Source organism: Pseudobythopirellula maris (assembly GCF_007859945.1).
GTDB lineage: Bacteria > Planctomycetota > Planctomycetia > Pirellulales > Lacipirellulaceae > Pseudobythopirellula > Pseudobythopirellula maris.
On the sequence record NZ_SJPQ01000002.1, the window covers coordinates 906,998 to 924,854 of the forward strand.

12 protein-coding genes are annotated in these 17,857 nt (G+C 66.2%); 10 read left to right on the forward strand and 2 right to left on the reverse strand.

All coding sequences use genetic code 11. From position 1 onward, the window contains the following. Positions 1-40: 40 nt before the first annotated feature. The gene (locus Mal64_RS11335; protein ID WP_146400173.1) at positions 41-1,057 is read right to left on the reverse strand and encodes a 3'(2'),5'-bisphosphate nucleotidase; all 1,017 of its coding nucleotides are present in this window, start codon (positions 1,055-1,057) and stop codon (positions 41-43) included. A gap of 227 nt (positions 1,058-1,284) precedes the next feature. On the opposite strand from Mal64_RS11335, the gene Mal64_RS11340 reads away from it, so the two are divergent. From Mal64_RS11340 to Mal64_RS11380, 9 genes are all read left to right on the forward strand, one after another. Then, positions 1,285-1,887, forward strand: a complete 603-nt coding sequence (locus Mal64_RS11340; protein WP_146400175.1) for a hypothetical protein — start codon at positions 1,285-1,287, stop codon at positions 1,885-1,887. 464 nt (positions 1,888-2,351) lie between these two features. Beyond that, entirely contained in the window at positions 2,352-2,708 is a 357-nt protein-coding gene (locus tag Mal64_RS11345) for a hypothetical protein (RefSeq protein WP_146400177.1), read from the forward strand. Between the two features lie 197 nt (positions 2,709-2,905). Then, on the forward strand, positions 2,906-3,703 hold the full coding sequence (locus Mal64_RS11350) for a segregation and condensation protein A (RefSeq protein WP_146400179.1): 798 nt from the start codon (positions 2,906-2,908) through the stop codon (positions 3,701-3,703). Between the two features lie 299 nt (positions 3,704-4,002). After that, positions 4,003-4,842 (forward strand): MBL fold metallo-hydrolase, encoded by an 840-nt coding sequence (locus Mal64_RS11355; RefSeq protein ID WP_146400181.1) that lies wholly within the window; start codon positions 4,003-4,005, stop codon positions 4,840-4,842. A 253-nt stretch (positions 4,843-5,095) separates the two neighbouring features. Next, a complete protein-coding gene (locus Mal64_RS11360) occupies positions 5,096-6,163 on the forward strand; it encodes a potassium channel family protein (protein ID WP_231993677.1) in 1,068 nt (355 codons plus the stop codon). Positions 6,164-6,406: 243 nt separating this feature from the next. After that, positions 6,407-8,326, forward strand: coding sequence for a sensor histidine kinase (locus tag Mal64_RS11365; RefSeq protein ID WP_146400183.1), 1,920 nt, complete (start codon positions 6,407-6,409; stop codon positions 8,324-8,326). Next, entirely contained in the window at positions 8,307-8,723 is a 417-nt protein-coding gene (locus tag Mal64_RS11370) for a response regulator (RefSeq protein ID WP_146400185.1), read from the forward strand. Before Mal64_RS11365 ends, Mal64_RS11370 begins: the two co-directional genes overlap by 20 nt. A gap of 299 nt (positions 8,724-9,022) precedes the next feature. Continuing rightward, complete coding sequence (locus tag Mal64_RS11375; RefSeq protein ID WP_146400187.1) at positions 9,023-10,918, forward strand: sensor histidine kinase; 1,896 nt, start codon at positions 9,023-9,025, stop codon at positions 10,916-10,918. Continuing rightward, positions 10,899-11,315: a response regulator gene (locus Mal64_RS11380; RefSeq protein ID WP_197525679.1), complete on the forward strand. Its 417-nt coding sequence runs from the start codon at positions 10,899-10,901 to the stop codon at positions 11,313-11,315. Before Mal64_RS11375 ends, Mal64_RS11380 begins: the two co-directional genes overlap by 20 nt. A gap of 4 nt (positions 11,316-11,319) precedes the next feature. On the opposite strand, the gene Mal64_RS11385 is transcribed toward Mal64_RS11380, so the two are convergent. Beyond that, on the reverse strand, positions 11,320-12,783 hold the full coding sequence (locus Mal64_RS11385) for an arylsulfatase (RefSeq protein WP_146400191.1): 1,464 nt from the start codon (positions 12,781-12,783) through the stop codon (positions 11,320-11,322). A 351-nt stretch (positions 12,784-13,134) separates the two neighbouring features. Between Mal64_RS11385 and Mal64_RS11390 the strand changes: the two genes are divergently transcribed. Beyond that, positions 13,135-17,643 (forward strand): beta-propeller domain-containing protein, encoded by a 4,509-nt coding sequence (locus Mal64_RS11390; RefSeq protein ID WP_197525680.1) that lies wholly within the window; start codon positions 13,135-13,137, stop codon positions 17,641-17,643. Positions 17,644-17,857 lie beyond the last annotated feature (214 nt).

Here is a 17,857-nt window from a genome sequence, read left to right on the forward strand (position 1 = left end):
TCTGCTCCGGGCGCTGACGCTGGCGGCTCGCCGGCGAGCCTCAGGCATGGATCTCGCGGAGCCCCGCCAGGGCGTCCTCGTGCAGGTGGGCGTTGGTCGCCACCACGCCGCGGTTGCCCGCCAGGGTGCGGCCGTATCCGAAGTCGAGCGGCCGGCCTTCGAGGTCGGTCACGCGGCCCCCGGCCTCTTCGACCACGATCGAACCGGCGGCTTGGTCCCAGATCTTCTCCTGGTAGTCGGGGCGGTCCTCCGAGAGCAGCCGCACGATCATCTCACCCCCGCCGGCGGCCAGTACGGCGTACTTCGCCTGGCTGTCCATGCCGACCGGCTCGGCGGCGATGCCCATCGCCAATCCCAGGTGGTCGATGGCGCCGAGGTTCGTGTGCCCCTTCTCCACCGAGCGGAGCATGCGGGTGCGTGTGGGGTCCGACTCGTCGGAGACGCTCAGACGGCGCCAGTCGTCGCCCGCGCCGTCGATCGGCTGGACCCAGGTCCCTTGGCCGCGGGCCGCGACGAGCAACGCCCCGGCGCCGCCGCGTTCGGGCCTGAGGCCCTCGGTCGTGACCGCCAACTCGGGGCAGCCCAACACGCCAATCTGCACCTCCCCCCCCTGGATCAGCCCCAGAGCCACGGCGTATTGGTCGCCGCGGAGGAAGCCTTTCGTGCCGTCGATCGGGTCGAGGGTCCAGTAGGCGTCGGGCCAAGCGTCTGCTTCCCAGTCGCTGGCGCCGCAGTCGATCCACTCGCACACCTGGGCGGGGGTGGCGTCGGGGAGCGACTCGCGGACGAACTTGAGCACCTGCTCGAGCGTCGCTGCGCCCGATTCTTCGCGCAGGTCGGCCGCCGACTCCTCGCCCACGAGCAGCGCGCCGGGCAGGGCCGTCTCGAGCCGCCGGGCCACCACGGCCTGCGAGGCGAAATCGCCCACCGTCACAGGAGACTTGTCCCCTTTGGTGAGGGCGTCGGTCACCATCTCGGCTTGCACACGCCGCGCCAGGCGGGCGGCTTCGCGCACGGCGTCGCAGGCGAAATCGATCTCGGGGGTCCGTTTCAGCATCGGGCGTCTAACAGGGGAGAAAGTGCGGGGAAGATCCTTGCCTGGGGCCGCGGACGGCCCGTCAATCGGGCTAGCTTAGGCGCCCGCCGGGCGGCACGCCAGTCGCTCTGCCCGGCGGGTTGCTTCGTGGGCGGCATCGGCGTTGACCCCTGGAGGGGCGTTTGCAAAACTCCGCGCTGTTTGCCATTTCGCCATTTCCATCCAATCCGCACGACCACGGTCCCACCATGCCCAGCCTCCTGCGCAAGCTCACGGTAATCGCCACGCTTTCGTCAGCCGCAATGGGAGTGGGGTGCGGCGGCTCGGACACGCCGCCAGCTTCGTCTAGCAGCACTCCATCAGGCGCGCCCGCGGGTCCGACGCTCGGCAGCCCCACCGGGGGCCCGATCGGCGAAGCCGCCCAGGCGTTCATGCGGGCGGTGATCGAGGGCGACACGGACATGGCGGCCCGGCAGCTCACCCCGGCGGCCATTGAGCTGGCCGAGCAGGGGGGCGGCTTCTCGCCGGTGGGCTTCGACATCGAACGATTCACCATGGGCGAGGTGCGGCAGGTCTCCGACACCGAGGCCGCCGTTCAGTTCACCCTCTCCGAGCCGGGCGCCGAAGTGACCGAGGAGATCTGCTGCCTGATGCGCTACGAGGGCCAGCGCTGGGGCGTGGCTGGCGTGGCGGCCGAGATCGGCCCGGGCCAGCCCCCCGCCGTGATCAGCTTCGAAACCCCTGAGGGCTCTCCCCCCGCCCAGCCCGATCCGAGCCGCTTCGTCGACCAGCCGGCCGGCGACGCGACGCCGCGTACGGCGCAGGCCCCGGGCGAAACAGCGGTGCGCTGAGGCCGACTTTCCGCCTCCCCGAGTCGCCCCGCCAGCCGCGTGGACGCGCCCGATCGCTTGTCTTGCCGACGCGATTGGGGCGATCGCACCGGTTGCGCCGCGGCGTGTGTCCACCCAGGCGTGGGCTTTCTCCACATCGGCAGCGGCCGCAGGGCTAAGACCCGCTCCGCGAGCGAGCTCACCGACCGGTGGTTTAGCCGGGTTTCCACGGGGTGGGGGTGCTTGACATCCCCACCGAGACTGGTAGCCTCACCCTCGTAGGCGGCAAAAGCTGCGCATCCCTCCCGGATGCAAATTTTTGCCAGCACGCCAAATACGAGCCATCCTTCAGTCGTGTGAGACGAGCTTCGACCCACCCCTGACGAGCGGCGCCCCAGGCCTTACGTGGCCACCCCCTGCTGCTCAGCTTGTCTCTTTTGTTTGTTTTGCGTTTTTTGACCCACCTGGTTTGAGGGAGTAAGACGATGCGTTTCCAGAAGTTCGTGCAGGCCGCCCTGGTCGCGGCGTTGTTTGTTTCGGCCGCCGCCAGCGCTGAGGCTGGGCTGTTCGGCTGCTTCAAGAAGAACGATTGCTGCGAGCCGGCCTGCGAGCCCGTTTGCTGCGAAGAGGCCGCTCCGGTCTGCTGCGAGGAGCCCGCTCCCGCGCCGTGCTGCGAGCCGGTTGTTGAAGAAGCCCCCTGCTGTGCCCCCGAGCCGACTTGCTGCGAGCCCGAGCCGTGCTGCAAGAAGCACCACTTCGGCGGCAAGCTGAAGGGTCTCTTCAAGCGCTTCCGCGGCAACGACTGCTGCGAGCCGGTCTGCGAGCCCGCCTGCGGCTGCTGAGCTGTACAAGCGGCCTTTGCTAGCACGCCTTAGCGAGCCGGCGAAGCGCCCGACGATCGAAGAGACCCCGCTGCTCGGCAGCGGGGTCTCTTTTTTTGTGCCCCCGCCGTCAACGGGCGGTTCGGGTCGTCGTGTCTGCACCGCCCTGCTAAGCTCCGCCGCGATTGTCTCGTTGCCCCCCTCCGGCTCGCCGTCCGATGCCCTTCAAAGTCGATCTCGACCTCTACCACGGACCGCTCGACCTGCTCCTGTACCTGGTGCGGAAGGAGGAGGTCGAGATCGCCGACTTGCCGCTCGCCGAGCTGACCGAGCAGTACCTCACGTACGTCGCCCTGCTCGAAGCGATCAACGTCGATGCGGTGGGGGACTTCCTCGAGGTGGCGAGCACGCTGCTGGAGCTCAAGTCGCGGATGGTCCTGCCGCGCGCCGACGACGAGCAAGACGACACGCCCGAAGAGCCGAGCGACGGCGTCGACGAGCGGAACCTGGTCGAGCGTCTGCTGGAGTTCAAGAAGTACCGCGACGCGGCCGCCGAACTCGAGGAGCGCGGCGCCCAGTGGCGGCTGCGGTTCGCCCGTCGCGCGAGCCGCGCCCCGGCGCCGCGTGGCGAGCCGGCCCAGCAGCCGATCGAGGGCGTCGAGCTGTGGGACCTGGTGAGCGCGTTCGGCCGCGTGATGCGCGACAAGCTGGCCCCCGGTCCCGACCCGCACGCGGTCCGCTACGACGGCACGCCGGTCCACGTGTTCATGCGCCGCGTGCACGAACGAATCGTCGCCGAGGGCGAGCTCCGCTTCAGCGAGCTGTTCCCGGAGCAGGTCCACAAGTCGACCTTGGTCGGCGTGTTCCTGGCGGTGCTCGAGCTGGTCCGTCACCGCCACGCCGTGGCGGTCCAGGGCCGTCGCTACGGCGACATCGTCGTCGGCCCCGGCCCCGAGCCGCTGGCCGCCGAACTGCGGGCGGTGAGCTCAGCGGGCGAGGAAACGGACGCGGCTTAGAAGAAAAGCGGGGGAACCGCCAAGACGCCAAGACGCGCTAAGCGGAACGGACGCCCTGGCTTGCAGTGACCTTATTGTGAGCGGGACAAGTTTGTTGCGGGAGGCGTCTCCTGCAGCCATGCTCTCCCTCAAACGCAAGCAGCCCCAAGATCGAGTGCGCGGCTCGTTTGGCGAGTCTTGGCGTCCTTGGCGACTTGGCGGTTCTCACTGCTAGCCCACGCTGGGCCTCGGGTTTCGCAGTAGTTAAGATGCGGGGCTTCGATTGCGTCCCGCCCCCCCGACTCTCGCCCATCTCCCCTATGGTCAACAACGCCCCGGTCAAGACGCTCAAGCACGGCGATCTGACGATCGAGGGCTATTCGCGCGCGGCGGTGCAGAGCTACTGGCGCGTGCCCGAGCTGAAGCTCGGCTTCGACCTCGGCGCCCAGCCGTGGGGCTTCATGGGGACCGAGACTTGGTTCATCACGCACGGCCACCTGGACCACATCGCGGCGTTGCCGGTCTACATCGCGCGGCGGCGGATGATGAAGATGCCGCCGCCGGTGATCTACCTGCCGACCGAGACGATCGATCCGGTCCGCGAGATCCTCAAGAACTTCACGCGGCTCGATCGCGGCCGCATGCCGTGCGAGCTGAAGGGCGTGGCGCCGGGCGACGAGATCACGCTGTCGCGCGAGCTGGTCGTAACGGTCTCGGCCGCCAAGCACACCGTGCCGGCCGTGGGGTACTTGGTTTGGGACCGCCGCAAGAAGCTCAAGCCGGAGTACACGGGGCTCAGCGGCGAGGAGATCCGCGACCTGCGCAAGGCGGGCAAGGAAGTCTCGGCCGAGATCCGCACGCCGCTCGTGGCGTACCTGGGCGACAGCGCCCCGAAGGGACTCGACGAGTGCCCGGCGATGTACGAGGCCATGATTCTGATCGCCGAGATGACGTTCGTCTCGCCCGAGCACCGCAAAGAGAAGATCCACAAGTTCGGCCACATGCACCTCGACGACTTCGTCGATCGCAAGGACCGCTTCCAGAACGAGCTGGTGATCGCCGGGCACCTGAGCACGCGTTACCACCCCCGCCAGGTCGAGCGGATGGTCAAAGCGGCGCTGCCGGACATGCTCGACGGGCGGCTGCATCTGTGGCTATGAAACGGCGGCTCTGAATCGGTGGCTGGGAGAGGTTTCTGCTGGGGCGGCGCTCTCCGCTTACTTCGTGCGCGGCTCCGGTCAAACGTTTCGTCGAGTCGTTGCCCCGAGCCGCGCACGCAGTAAGCGGAGTACGCCACAAAAAAGCTAGGCGTGATTCCACTAGCCCCGCCGTGGGTCTACACTAGGGGCCAAGCCCCAGGCGGAACCGAGGGCTTTTCACCGAGTCCCTCCCACCACGCTGGCCCCAGCGCACGTGCAGGTTCCGCTCAAACGATTGCTCACCACGCTGGTCTTCTTCCTGACCACGTGCGCGCTGGCGGCCACGGTCTACATGGCCCACGGCTGGGAGGCGGCCGACGCCCTGTACATGGTCGTCATCACGATCTTCGGCGTCGGCTACGGCGAGGTCCGGCCGATCGACACGCTCACCCTGCGCACCGTGACGATGATGCTCATCGTCGTCTCTTACGGCTGCGTCATTTACATCGCGGGAGGGTTCATCCAAATGGTGATGGAAGGCGAGATCAACCGCGCACTGAGTCGCCGACGCATGACGCGCGGCATCGACGAGCTCGTCGGGCACACCATCTTGTGCGGCTTCGGCCGGGCCGGGCGCATCCTCGCGCTGGAGCTCAAGCAGGCCGGCGCCCCGTTCGTCGTGATCGATCAGGACGAGGCCAAGCTCAACGACGCCGAAGCCCAGGGCATGCTGATCCTCGAGGGGAACGCCATCGAGGAGGACGTGCTCACGCGCGCGCGGGTCCACGAGGCCCGCGTGCTGGCCACGGTGTTGCCGGACGACGCGGCGAACGTGTTCATCACGCTCACGGCGCGCGAGCTGAGCCCGGAGCTGGAGATCATCGCGCGGGCCGAAAACCCCTCGACCGAGAAGAAGCTGCTGCGCAGCGGGGCCAACCGGGTGGTGCTGCCGGCCGTGATCGGCGGGCAGCGGATGGCGCACCTCATCACACGCCCCGGCGCCGAGGAGATGCTCGCCGACGCCACGGGCCAAGCCGACCTGCGGCATGAGCTGGAGCAGATCGGGCTGAAACTCGACGAGTTGCCAATCGCCGCGGGCTCGCCGCTCGACGGCGGCACGGTGGGCGACATCGATCTTAAGGGGAACCGGGCGTTTCTTGTTGTCGCGGTGCGACGCGCCGACGGCGGCGTCGCCGTCGACCCACCCGCCGAGTTTGCGCTCACGGGGGGCGACACGGTCTTGGTGTTGGGGCACGCCAACGAGCTGCCGCAGCTCGCCCGCCGCTACGCGGCGACTAAGGAAATCCTCTACCGCGGCGCGCGGATGCAAACGCCGGAATGACATCGACAATTGGTGGTTTCTACCTACTTGCGAATTGTGGTTTCCCGACAATCACTAGGTCAGGCATGCCATGACCGGTAATTTGTTGATCGCCATGCGACCAACGGCCCGCCCCCTCAGCAGTTGCTACGGATTCGCGCGGCGTCGGCGGGACTCCTGTGCTATTTTTCTGCGGTCGCCAAGGCTCAGCACGCTAGGCGACTTGTATCAGTTATCTCCTCGATCCCATCGATTCCCGCCACGATGCACGCCGTCAACCGTATCCGCTTGCTAACGTGCGGCGCCGTGTTGGTCACGGCCTTGGTGATCGGTTTGATTTCGTTGGGTGGATTCCGGGCGCTTGTTAACGAGCAACAGCGGCTGAGCCTCGAAGACCTCGTGCAGAGCGAGTCGCGGCGCCTGGAGCTGGCGCTGCACGAGCTGAGCAACGACGTCCGGCTGCTCGCCTCGCTGCCGATGACCAATTTCGTCGCCGAGTCGGCGATCGCAGACGACGAGGCCGCCACCGCACAGGGCGATCGGAATCGCACGTATCTTGCCGACATCTTTGCCGAAGCGCTCCACGCCAAGCTTTACTACGAACAGATCCGTTTCATCGGGGTCAAGAACGACGGCAAGGAAATCGTGCGCGTCGACCGCGACGGAGGCGGGCTGCCGCTGAGGGTTTCGGATGTCAGGCTGCAACCGAAAGGGGGCCGCGACTACTTCCTTGGCGCGATGCGGATGCCTCCGAGCGGTGTTTTCTTCTCGCGTATCGATCTGAACCGCGAGCACGGCGAGATCGAGGTCCCCCACCGGCCGATGCTCCGGGCGGCGGTCCGTGTCAACTCGGCGGAGGGCGAGCCGCTGGGGGTCGTCGTCGTCAACCTCCACATCGGGAGATTCCTGGCGGACTTGTACGACCTGGAGAACCAGCCCCACGATTTTTACATTACCAATAGCGACGGCGACTACCTGCTGCACCCCGACCCGGCCAAGACTTACGGATTCGATCTGGGAACGCCCCACCGGCTGCAAGACGAGCACCCCGAGGCGACCGCCCTGTACGAAAGCGACGCACGGTCGTTAACGATTCAGCTAACCGACGACACCGCATACAAGGGGCTGCTGCACTACCGCAAGGCGGAGCTCTTTAAAGACGACCCGCAGCGCTACGTGGTGTTGGGCGTCGCCGCTTCGGACGAGGCGTTGAACAAAGGGATGAGCGGCGTGTTTCGCCGCGCCGTGGGGGTGACGACCCTGCTCATCGGCGCCGCCGTGCTGGTGGGGGTGATCGCGGGCCGCATGCAGACTAGGCCGTTGGAAACGCTCACCAGCGCAGCCCAAAAGCTCGCCCAAGGCGAGGCGATGCCGACGCTCCCGACCCGTCTCAACGACGAGGTGGGCGACCTGGCCCGCGCGTTCAAGCAGATGGCCGACACGATTCGCCAGAAAGAGGCGGAGCTGCGCGAATCGAACTCGCGGCTCGAGATCGCCAACGAGGACCTGGAGCACTTTGTCCACATCGCGGCCCACGACCTGCGTGAGCCGCTGCGCAAGCAACGCAACCTGATCGACTTGATCAGCGAAGACCTGCCGACGGGATCCAATCCGGAGGAAACCGAGGAACTTCTCGGCTGCGTGTCCAAGTGCTCGCTCGACATGCAAGCGCTGATCGACGACTTCCGGGCGCTCTCGCATCTGAAAGAATCGCACTTGGCCCGCGAACCAGTGGCGCTCGACGCGCTCATTTCCGAGGTGCTCCCGACGTACGAAGAAGAGCTCAGCGAACGGAATGTGGTTGTCCGTTTCGATGAGTTCCAGGCCCGGCCGCACGTCTACCCCGGCTTGGTATCTCGGTTGTACGACAATCTCATACGCAATGCGCTGCGGCACACCCAAATCGACGGGTTCACCCTCGCATTCACCGCCACGCAACTCGAGGATCATTCGTGGCAGTACGGGGTTAGCAACACCGGCTCCTCGATCCCCGATGGTAAACGCAACGAGTTCTTCAAGCTGTTTCGCAAGTCGGCCGACTCGGAGGGGAGCGGCGTCGGCCTGAGTATCTGCAAGAAAATCATCGACCGCCATCGCGGCAAAATCGCGGTCGACTCGGAAGGCAGCACGGTCCACGTACGCTTCACGTTTGGCGGAGGAGCCGATGACGACAAAATTGGCTAGCAGCAACGAGCTCGTCTTTGTTGACGACGACGAGATGGAGGTGATGCTCATCCGGCAGTACCTCGAACGCTCACAGATCGAGAACAAGTTGCTCGCGTTCGGCTCGGGCGAGGAGCTGCTCGAGCACCTCTCGGCGATCACCGACGCCGCCGACGGCCATCCCTCGCTCTTGCTGATCGACGTGCGTATGCCCTCGATGGACGGGTTCGAGGTAACCGAGGCCGTCCGGCGACTGCCGAATTACGACGAGCTGCCGCCGATCATCATGTTCTCGAACTCCGACAACCCGGCAGACATCGCGCGTTCGAAGGAGGTCGGCGCCGACGAGTACGTGATTAAACCGACCGACGGGCCGGCCTACATCGAGTTCCTCAACTCCTTGGTCCCCGAGGGTTAGAGAGGCCGCTGCGCGTTCGAGCGTTGAGGATTCCCACCCGGTCCACCCTTGCGGAGAAATAACGGCTTTCCACAAGGGCCGATGCCGCTCCGCTTGTCGGTTAAGTCACTCCACCTGGTCGCGGCCGGCACGGCAACGATGCGCTGCTCAATAAAGACGCGTTATGCAACTGGGGATGAATCCACCACGAGATTTGTAATCCGACGCGACTCGCATGAAGTAGGTTTTTAAAGCCGCCTTCTGATTGTTTACGAACCGGCCAAAGCTCAGAGATAGCGGCAAGACAAAGAATCGCCCTCATGCACGACGTCAACCGAATCCGTTTGCTCACCTGTGGCTCCGTGCTGATCACGGCCGTGGTGATTGGCCTGGTCTCGCTCGGCGGCTACAACGCCTTGTTCATCGATCAACAGCAAGTGAGCTTGCAGCACCAAGCGACCAGCGACGCCAGGTTGCTGGAGCTGTCGCTCGACGAGCTGCGCAACGACGCCGCCCTACTCGGCAGGCTGTCGCTCACCAAGTCGCTGCTCGAGCGCGTCGCCGCCGGCGACACAGCAACAGCCGATCGCGATCGATTGGCCGAGTACTTCGAGCAGATGATCCGCGCTAAGAAGCACTACAAGAAGGTGCGCGTGTTCGACGCCAACGGGATGGAGCTCCTCCGGCTCAACCGACACGAGGGGGTCGTTTGGCGTGCGGCCGATACCGAACTCCAGCTGAAGGGCCATCGCGACTTCTTCCAAGAAGCGATGGAGGTCCCCCCGAAGCGGGTATACGTCTCCAAGATCAACCTGAACCACGACCAAGGCGGCATCGAGGTTCCGCACCGGCCGATGCTCCGCACGGCGCAACGGATCGACGGGCAATCGGGGCGGCCGATAGGCGTGGTTGTGATCAACATGCACTTTGGAGAGTTCATCGATAACCTCCTCGACCTGGCCGACGACACGCGTCTGCGGTACATGACCAACGACAGCGGCGACTATCTGGTTCATCCCGACGAGTCGAAGACCTACGGTTTCGACCTCGGCAAGCGCCACCGCATCCAAGACGATCACCCTGCGATCGCTGAATTCTTTAACGACGACTCGGACTCGACCACGATCTGGAACGATCGGGGCGGGACCGACGGGGGCCGCGTGTTGGTCGTCCGCAAAACGCGACCGTTCCCCGACGAGCCCGATCGGTTCGTCACGGTGGGCGTCGAGGCGATGGGAGACACGCTCGCCCGCGACAGCCGACGGGTGCTCCGTTGGGCCGCCATCACCACCGGGTTGCTGATCATCGGCGCCTTGCTGCTGGGTCTCGCCGCAAGCCGCTTGCAGACCCACCCGCTCGAGTCGCTGACCGTTGCGGCCCAACGGCTCGAGGAGGGCGGAACGCTTCCCGAGCTGCCGATGAAGCACAAGGACGAGGTGGGCGACCTCGCGCGGGCTTTCCACAAGATGGCCGAGCGGATCCGAGTGAATGAGAGCCAGCTGCAAGAGACCAACGCCCGGCTCGAAACCGCTAACGACGACCTCAAACACTTCGTCCACATCGCCGCCCACGACCTCCGCGAGCCGCTCCGCAAGCTCCGCAATCTGGTCGACTTGTTGCAGATGGAGGACGGCCAAAGCGACCCGCTGAAAGCCGAGGAGCTGCTCGGCTGCGTGAGCAAGTGCTCGCTCGACATGCAGGCGCTGATCGACGACTTCCGGGCGCTCACCAAGGTGGAGGAGACCCACTTGGTCCGCGAACCGGTGGCTCTCGACGTGCTGATCTCCGAGGTCCTCAGTTCGCACGCCAAGCAGATCCGCGCCCGGAACATCGTCGTCCGTTTCAGCGAGTTCCCGACCAAGCCGCACGTCTATCCCGGTTTGACCTCACGGCTTTACGACAACCTCATCCGCAACGCGCTGAATCACACCTCCAGCGACGGGTTCACCCTCACGTTCACCGCCGTGCGAACCGACGACCTTTCGTGGGAGTACGGGGTGAGCAACACCGGATCGTCGATGCCCGACGGCGACCGCAGCGAATTCTTCAAGCTCTTCCGCAAGTCGCCCGACTCCGAAGGGAGCGGCGTCGGCTTGAGCATCTGCAAGAAAATCATCGACCGCCATCGCGGCACGATCACGGTCGACTCACAGAACAATACGGTCCATGTACGCTTCACGTTTGGCGGGGGAGCCGATGACGGCAAAATTACCTAACGAGAACGACATCTTCTTTGTCGACGACGACGAGATGGAGGTGATGCTCGTTGAGCGTTACCTCACGCACTCGCGCGTCAAGAACAACCTGCTCGCGTTCGGCTCGGGCGAGGAGCTGATCGAGCACCTCGTGGCGAACGCCGACGACCCCAGCAAGCAGCCCGCGCTGTTGCTGCTCGACATGCGCATGCCCTCGCTCGACGGGTTCGAGGTGGCCAAGGCCGTGCGCGGCTTGCCGAGCTACAGCAAGACGCCGCTGATCGTCATGTTCTCCAATTCCGACAACCCGTCGGACATCGCCCGGTCGAAAGAGTTCGGCGCCGACGAGTACGTTATCAAACCGTCCGACGGGCCGGCCTACATCGAGTTTCTCAACTCACTCGTTGCCGAGGTGTAACGTGCTAGCGGGCGTTCGCGTTGCCCGCCGGCGAGGGCCCGTCTGTGGGAGACTGCTCGTCGATGGGCAGCGAGAAATCGGCCGAGGGCTCGCGGGAGGCCCGCATGACGGCCGCCAGCCGTCGCACCGTGTCGGGCCGCTCGGAGGCGAGGTCCCGATTCTCGCCGGGGTCACGGGCCAGGTCGTACAGCTCCACCGGCTCGGGATCGTCGGTCGCCACGCCCCGCTCGATCAGCTTCAGGTCGCCCACTCGCACCGCCCGCGCGCCCACGCCTTCGTGGAACTCCCAGTAGAGCACCTCACGCGGGGCTTGCTCCCCCTCGCCCATGAGGGTGGGCGCCAGCGAAACACCGTCGATCCCGCTTAGAGGCTCGGCGCCCGCCAGCTCGGCGAGCGTCGGCAGCCAATCCTCGAAGGCCGACGGCGACTCGCTCACACCGCCCGCCCCGATCACGCCGGGCCAGCAGGCTATCGCCGGCACGCGGATCCCCCCCTCGTACAAGTCGCGTTTGATCCCTCGCAGGCCACCGGACGAGTCCGAGAAGCGGGGGTCGCGTCCCCCCTCGGCGTGCGGGCCGTTGTCGCTGGCGAACACAACCAATGTGTTCTCCGCCAGCCCGAGCTCGGCGAGCCGCGCGCGCAACCGGCCGAAGTCGCGGTCCATGCGGGCGATCATCGCCGCGGTGGCGCGCTCGGCCGGCGGCCAAGGCTTGTCGGCGTACGGCCCCAGATCAGGAACCTCTTGGCCCTCGTCGCCCGCCTCGTTGTTGGCGTGCGGGATCGTCAGCGTGAGCAGCAGCATGAACGGTCTCCCGTGGGCGTCCTCCCCGATCCAACGCAGGGCCTCATCGACAAACAGGTCGTGCGTGTACTCGCCGCGCTCGGTCGCCACGCCGCCGCCCGACGGCGTCGGCTCGGGAACGGTGTTCGAGAGCGGCACGCGATCGCCATTGCGCCAGAGAAACTCCGGCCAATAGTTGTGCGCGTGGTTCTGGTGGTAGTAGCCGAAGAAGTGGTCGAACCCCTGCCGGAGCGGGTCGCCCGTGGTGTGCTGATCGCCCAGGCCCCACTTGCCGATGAGCGCCGTGCGGTAACCGACTTCTTGGAGCTTGCCCGCGAGCGTGACCGCGCCGCTCGGCAGCGGCCAGTTGCTCGTGGGGCTCGCGTTCCGATTGCCGCGCACCGGGCAATGGCCCGTGTGGAGGCCGGTCATCAGCACCGCCCGCGACGGCGCGCAGACCGTCGAGCCGGCGTAGTGCTGCGTGAAACGCACGCCCTTGCGCGCCGCGGCGTCGATGTGGGGCGTCTCCCAAAGCCGCTGGCCGTAGCAGCTCAAGTCGCCGTAGCCGAGGTCGTCGGCCAAGACGAACAGCACGTTGGGCCGCATCGATTGGCCGCACACGGCGCCGCAGGGCGTTAGCACGGCGAGCATTAGCAAGAAGAACGCAACACGCTGCGAAAAGGGCATCGGTCAGGACGGGAAAAGGGATATGGGGTTTTCACCCCAGCATAACCACTGCGCCACGCTGCGTCAGAGGCGTGCCGGGCTCCCTGTCGGGCGGCCTACCCTGCCAGCGGGGCCACTGAACCGTCCCGCCCGCGTCACAGCACCGCAAGGGATCGGCCATGAGGGATGTCGGTTGATCCGGTTCAATTCAGCTTCTCGAGCGAACGAAGACCGAATCCAGCGTGGCGCTGGAAAACGAATCCGGCCTATGGCAGCAGGGCTCTTGCCTCTAAACCGAGTACACAGCGGCTTTCTCCTCGATTCCGACCGTCAGGGATACCTATGTTCAGGCGACTGCTGCCAGCGACTGAAGTGCTAGCCCGCCGTAGCCACGGTGGCCCGAAGCGTCGCCGTGGAACCGGGACGCTGCGCCTGGAGCAACTCGAGCCGCGGCTGGTGATGGACGGCGCCGGCTTTGTGAACACCGACCCGCCCGAAGACCCCGACACGATTGTCGGCGTCGCCGAGATCGACGCCCAAGACGACCACGTCGAGACCAGCCGGGGCGTGCAGGAGCTGCGCATCGATCCCCTGGGGAACGACCCCCTGCCCGCGGGCGCCGAGGGGCTCACGATCAAATCGGTGAGCGGCACCAAGCTCGGCGCCGAGGTCACAATCTCCGAAGACGGCAAGCGGCTTATCTACAACGCCGCCGGCGACGCCGGCCTGCAAGCCGGCGACACGTTCTATTACATCGTGCAGACCGAGGACGGAAAGCTCGGCAAGGCGAACGTGACGCTCTCGCTCGAACGGACCTACACTAGTGGCGGTGGCGGTGGCGGGACCACGCGCCCCCGCAACTCCAGCGACAATTACTCGTTCTTCGAGGACGCGCCCGAGCAATCGCTCCATGTGCTGACGAACGACCGCGAGTTCTCCGCGGGCGAGATCGTGGCGGTCACGACGCCCTCGAACGGCGGCTCGGTGCGCATCGCCGACGACGGCCGTTCGTTGCTTTACCAGCCCCAAGCGGCGACGACCGGTCGCGATCTGTTCGAGTACACCGTTCGCAACGCGGAGGGCGAAGAAGCGACCATCGGCGTCAGCGTGAACGTTTCTAAGCCGTATTACCTCAACTACCACTACGACAACGCCCGGTTCGATTTCGGAACAGGACCCCACACCCTCGACCCGCTAGCGAACGATTCCGTCCGCGGGCCGGTTGCTCAGACGCCGCGGATCGTCTCGTTCTCGGCGCCCGACTACGCCGGCCAGGTCACCCTCTCCGAAGACGGCCAGCGGTTCTTGTTTGAGCCGGCCGAAGGCTTCCTCGGCTCGTTCTCGGTAAGCTACTCGGTGCGCTACGGGCCTGACGATCACCAGACCGTCGAGGGCAGCTTCAGCGTGGCGGTCGAGCGGCGGTTCCTGGCCGTGGAGAACTACTTCTCCGTCGACCCGGGCGCCACCGGACCGGCAACGCTCGACGTGCTGACGAACGACCCGGTTTACAACTACAGCGGCTATTACGGCTACAACAAGGCCCACTACCAGCAGCAACGACAGGACGTGTCGTTGCGGATCGTCGGCGTCGCCGTAAGCGACGCGGGGGGCGAGATCACGATCGCCGAAGGCGGCCAGACGTTGCTCTACACGCCGGCCGAAGGCTTCACTGGCGAGGAGACGTTCGAATACACGGTCGAGGCCTCGAACGGCTCGCGTGAGACCGCCCGCGTGACGGTCCGGGTGGGCGAAACGCCCAGCGACCCCTCGGGTGTCGACCGCTTCGCGACCGAGGGGGAGCTCAATCAGTTCCTGATCGACAAGGCCGTGGCCCGCTACGGGCGTCATTTCGGCATTCAGCAGGAGCGCTACGCCCCGCTCGAGACTTACTACGGCGACGGGATCGCCCTCGTCAGTGCTACGCGATTATTTGCGGCGTTCGACGCCGACGGCGCCGCTCTCTCCGCCGCGGATGATTTCTCCGGCACCAACGTCCAGGTCGAGGGGGTCGACGAGGCGGACATCGTCGAGACCGACGGCCGCTACGTTTACACCTTCGCCCTCGGCAAGCTGGCGATCGTCGACTTGCTGGACCCCTCGTCGCCCGAGCTGCTGTCGATGACGCTGATGGAGGGGGGCTACGACCAGATGTACCTGATGGGCGATCGCATCACGCTGCTGCGCACCGGTTCGACCTCGGGCCAAGCCGAGGTGTTGGTGCTCGATGTCGGCGACAGGTCCGCGCCCGCCATCGCCGAGCGGACGGAGATCGACGGCTACATCGCCGACTCGCGTGCGATCGGCGACAAGGTCCATCTGGTCGTCCAGCGCGACTTCCTCGTCCCCGAACTGGAGGGCGACTGGCTCGTCGAGCCGGCCCCGTCGGCCGGCGAGTCGAACGACAATTCAGACGCGACCGGCGACGACGCAATTTTAGTCGATCTCCTCTACGACCGAGGCGAGCCTGGCGTGTGGCGCACCGAGTCGCTCGAAGAGTACATTGACCGCGTACGCGACGAGCTGATCGAGACCGCCCTGCCGGCCTACCGCGGCTACAACGCCGCGGGCGAACTCGTCAGCGAGGGGCTGCTCACCACGCCGACCGACGTCCATAAGCCGCTCGCCGGGGCCGACCGGCTCCTCTCGTTCGTGACGATCGACGCGGGCGACGGCGACCCGGCGCCGCCGGCCGAGTCGACGACCTTCGTCGCCGACCGCCACACCGACGTGTACGTCTCGGCCGAGTCGGCCTACGTGTTCGCCTACGATCCCGAGGCGGGGGAGACGAACATCTACAAGATGGACTTCGCCGAGGACGGCTCGTCACCGCTCGTCGCCTCGGGCGTTGTGGGCGGGAGCCTGCTCAACCAGTTCTCGGCCGACGAGCACGACGGCCGGCTGCGTGTCGCCACGACCGAGGTCCGCACGACCGAGATCACCAACAGCAGAGGTCGCACTCGCACGGTGCAGAGCCAACGGTTCAACAACGTTCTGGTGCTGGAGCAGAACGGCAACCAGCTAGAGACAGTCGGCGAAATCACCAACCTGGCGCCCACCGAGACGATCAAGTCGGTCCGCTTCATGGGCGACAGGGCTTACGTTGTGACGTTCCGCGTGGTCGACCCGCTGTTCGCCATCGACCTCTCGGACCCCACCGCGCCGACGGTCGAAGGGGCGCTCAAAATCCCCGGTTTCTCCGACTACTTGCACCCGGTGGGTGAGGACTACCTCGTCGGCATCGGCCGCGACGCCGACGAGATCACCGGCCGTTTGGGCCCCGCGCAGCTGACGCTGTTCTACGTCGGCGACCTGTCGGACCCGACCGTCGTCGACCAGATGACCCTGGAGGGCGCCCACTGGACCAACTCCGAGGCCTGGAGCGACCACCACGCGGTGGCCTACTTCGCCGGGGCTGGCCTGCTGACCGTGCCGCACACCTGGAACGAGCTCGCCGAGAAGGACATGGACGGCGACGGGCTGACCGACTGGCGCGGCTACGAGCAGCACTCGGCGATGTGGGCGTTCCAGGTCGAGACCGACGGCGAGGGGGGCGGCAGCCTCGGCGTGGCGGCCGAGATCGAGCACGAGGGGCCGGCCCGCCGCAGCCTGCGGATCGACGAGACGCTCGTGACCGTCTCCGGCCAGGAGCTCAAGACGCACGACCTGGACGACCCCACGCAGCAGCTCGGCGAAGTCTGGCTGGGGGCGCTCCCCACGGCCGACGCGTTCACGGTGCAAGAAGACAGCGGCGCCACGACGCTCGACGTGCTGGCGAACGACCGCCCCGGCGCCGACGGCGAGGCCCCGTCGATCGTGTCGGTCACCCAGCCGGTCCGCGGGCACACTTACAGGCCGTATCTGATCGACACGATCCGGCTCGTTTCCAATGAGCTGAGCTATCAAGTTGGCCAGCAAGACCAACAACCGGCGGGGGAGGTGACGATCGCCGAGGACGGCCGGTCGCTCGTGTTCACCCCGGCCGAAGACTTCTTCGGCACGGCGACGTTAACCTACACGGTGCTCGACCCGCTCCGCGGCGAGCAGACGGCGACCGTCACGATCACCGTCGAGGGGACGCCCGACGCCCCCGACGCAGAGGACGACACGTTCAGCGTCGAGCCGGGCGCCGTGGCGATCGTGCTTAACGTGCTAGCCAACGACACGGACCCCGACGCCGGGGGCCCGATTCGCCCGATCAATTACTTGTCGATCTGCGGGACACAACCAAGAACGGTCGACGTTCTCCTGGCGGACCTCTACGTCGAATCTAACACATTTTGGACGTTTGGCAGCTTGACGGTCACCGAGCTAGGCCCGACCGACAACGGCGGCGTGGTCGAGCTCGACGACATGGGAAGGCTCCACTACACACCGGTCGACGGCTTCGAAGGCGTCGAGACGTTCAGCTACACGGTCGTGAACGGTTCGGGACTCACCGACACGGCCACGGCGTCCGTTTATGTAGGCGTGCCGGTGGAGCCCCCCATCGATACCGTCGGGCCGATGGAAAGCACGGGGGAAGAGACTCCCGCCGCGGAGTCGTCGGCAGAGAATTCGTCGCCTGTTGAGACGTCGCCAGCCGAGACGGCGAGCGACGACCGGTTCGTGTTCTTCAGCGCCGCGGTTCCCATGAGCCGGGGGGACGGCGTCGCCGTCACTTCACAAGACGAGACCGCCGCCGCCACGGTCGGCGGCGCCGAACTGCTCATCGCTAGGCAGCAAGACAACGCCGCCGTGCGCCGTGCGTCGCTATCGCGCGAGAGCGTCTTCGAGAGATTGGGTTCGGAGCGATCTGCCGCGGACGACGACCTGGCAGGTGACGCCGACCTCGGTTTGGCGGACGGATGGTCGGCATTTGGCGAGGCGTTGGCCCGCCGCTAGTGCGAATCGCACGGATGCGTAGCGTGTGTGGCGGTGTGATTCGACGTCGATATGGCAAAAACAACGCTACGGCTAGCGGTAGTGCGATCTAGCCATCTCGATCTGCGTTCCTGTAGCGTAAACGGCGCCGCATGTACGGGCGGCAAACGGGCGATGCGCCGCTGCAGGCGGCCGCGTTCTTCGCACACGCAGCTCGCCAGCCGCGCTCGGCCGG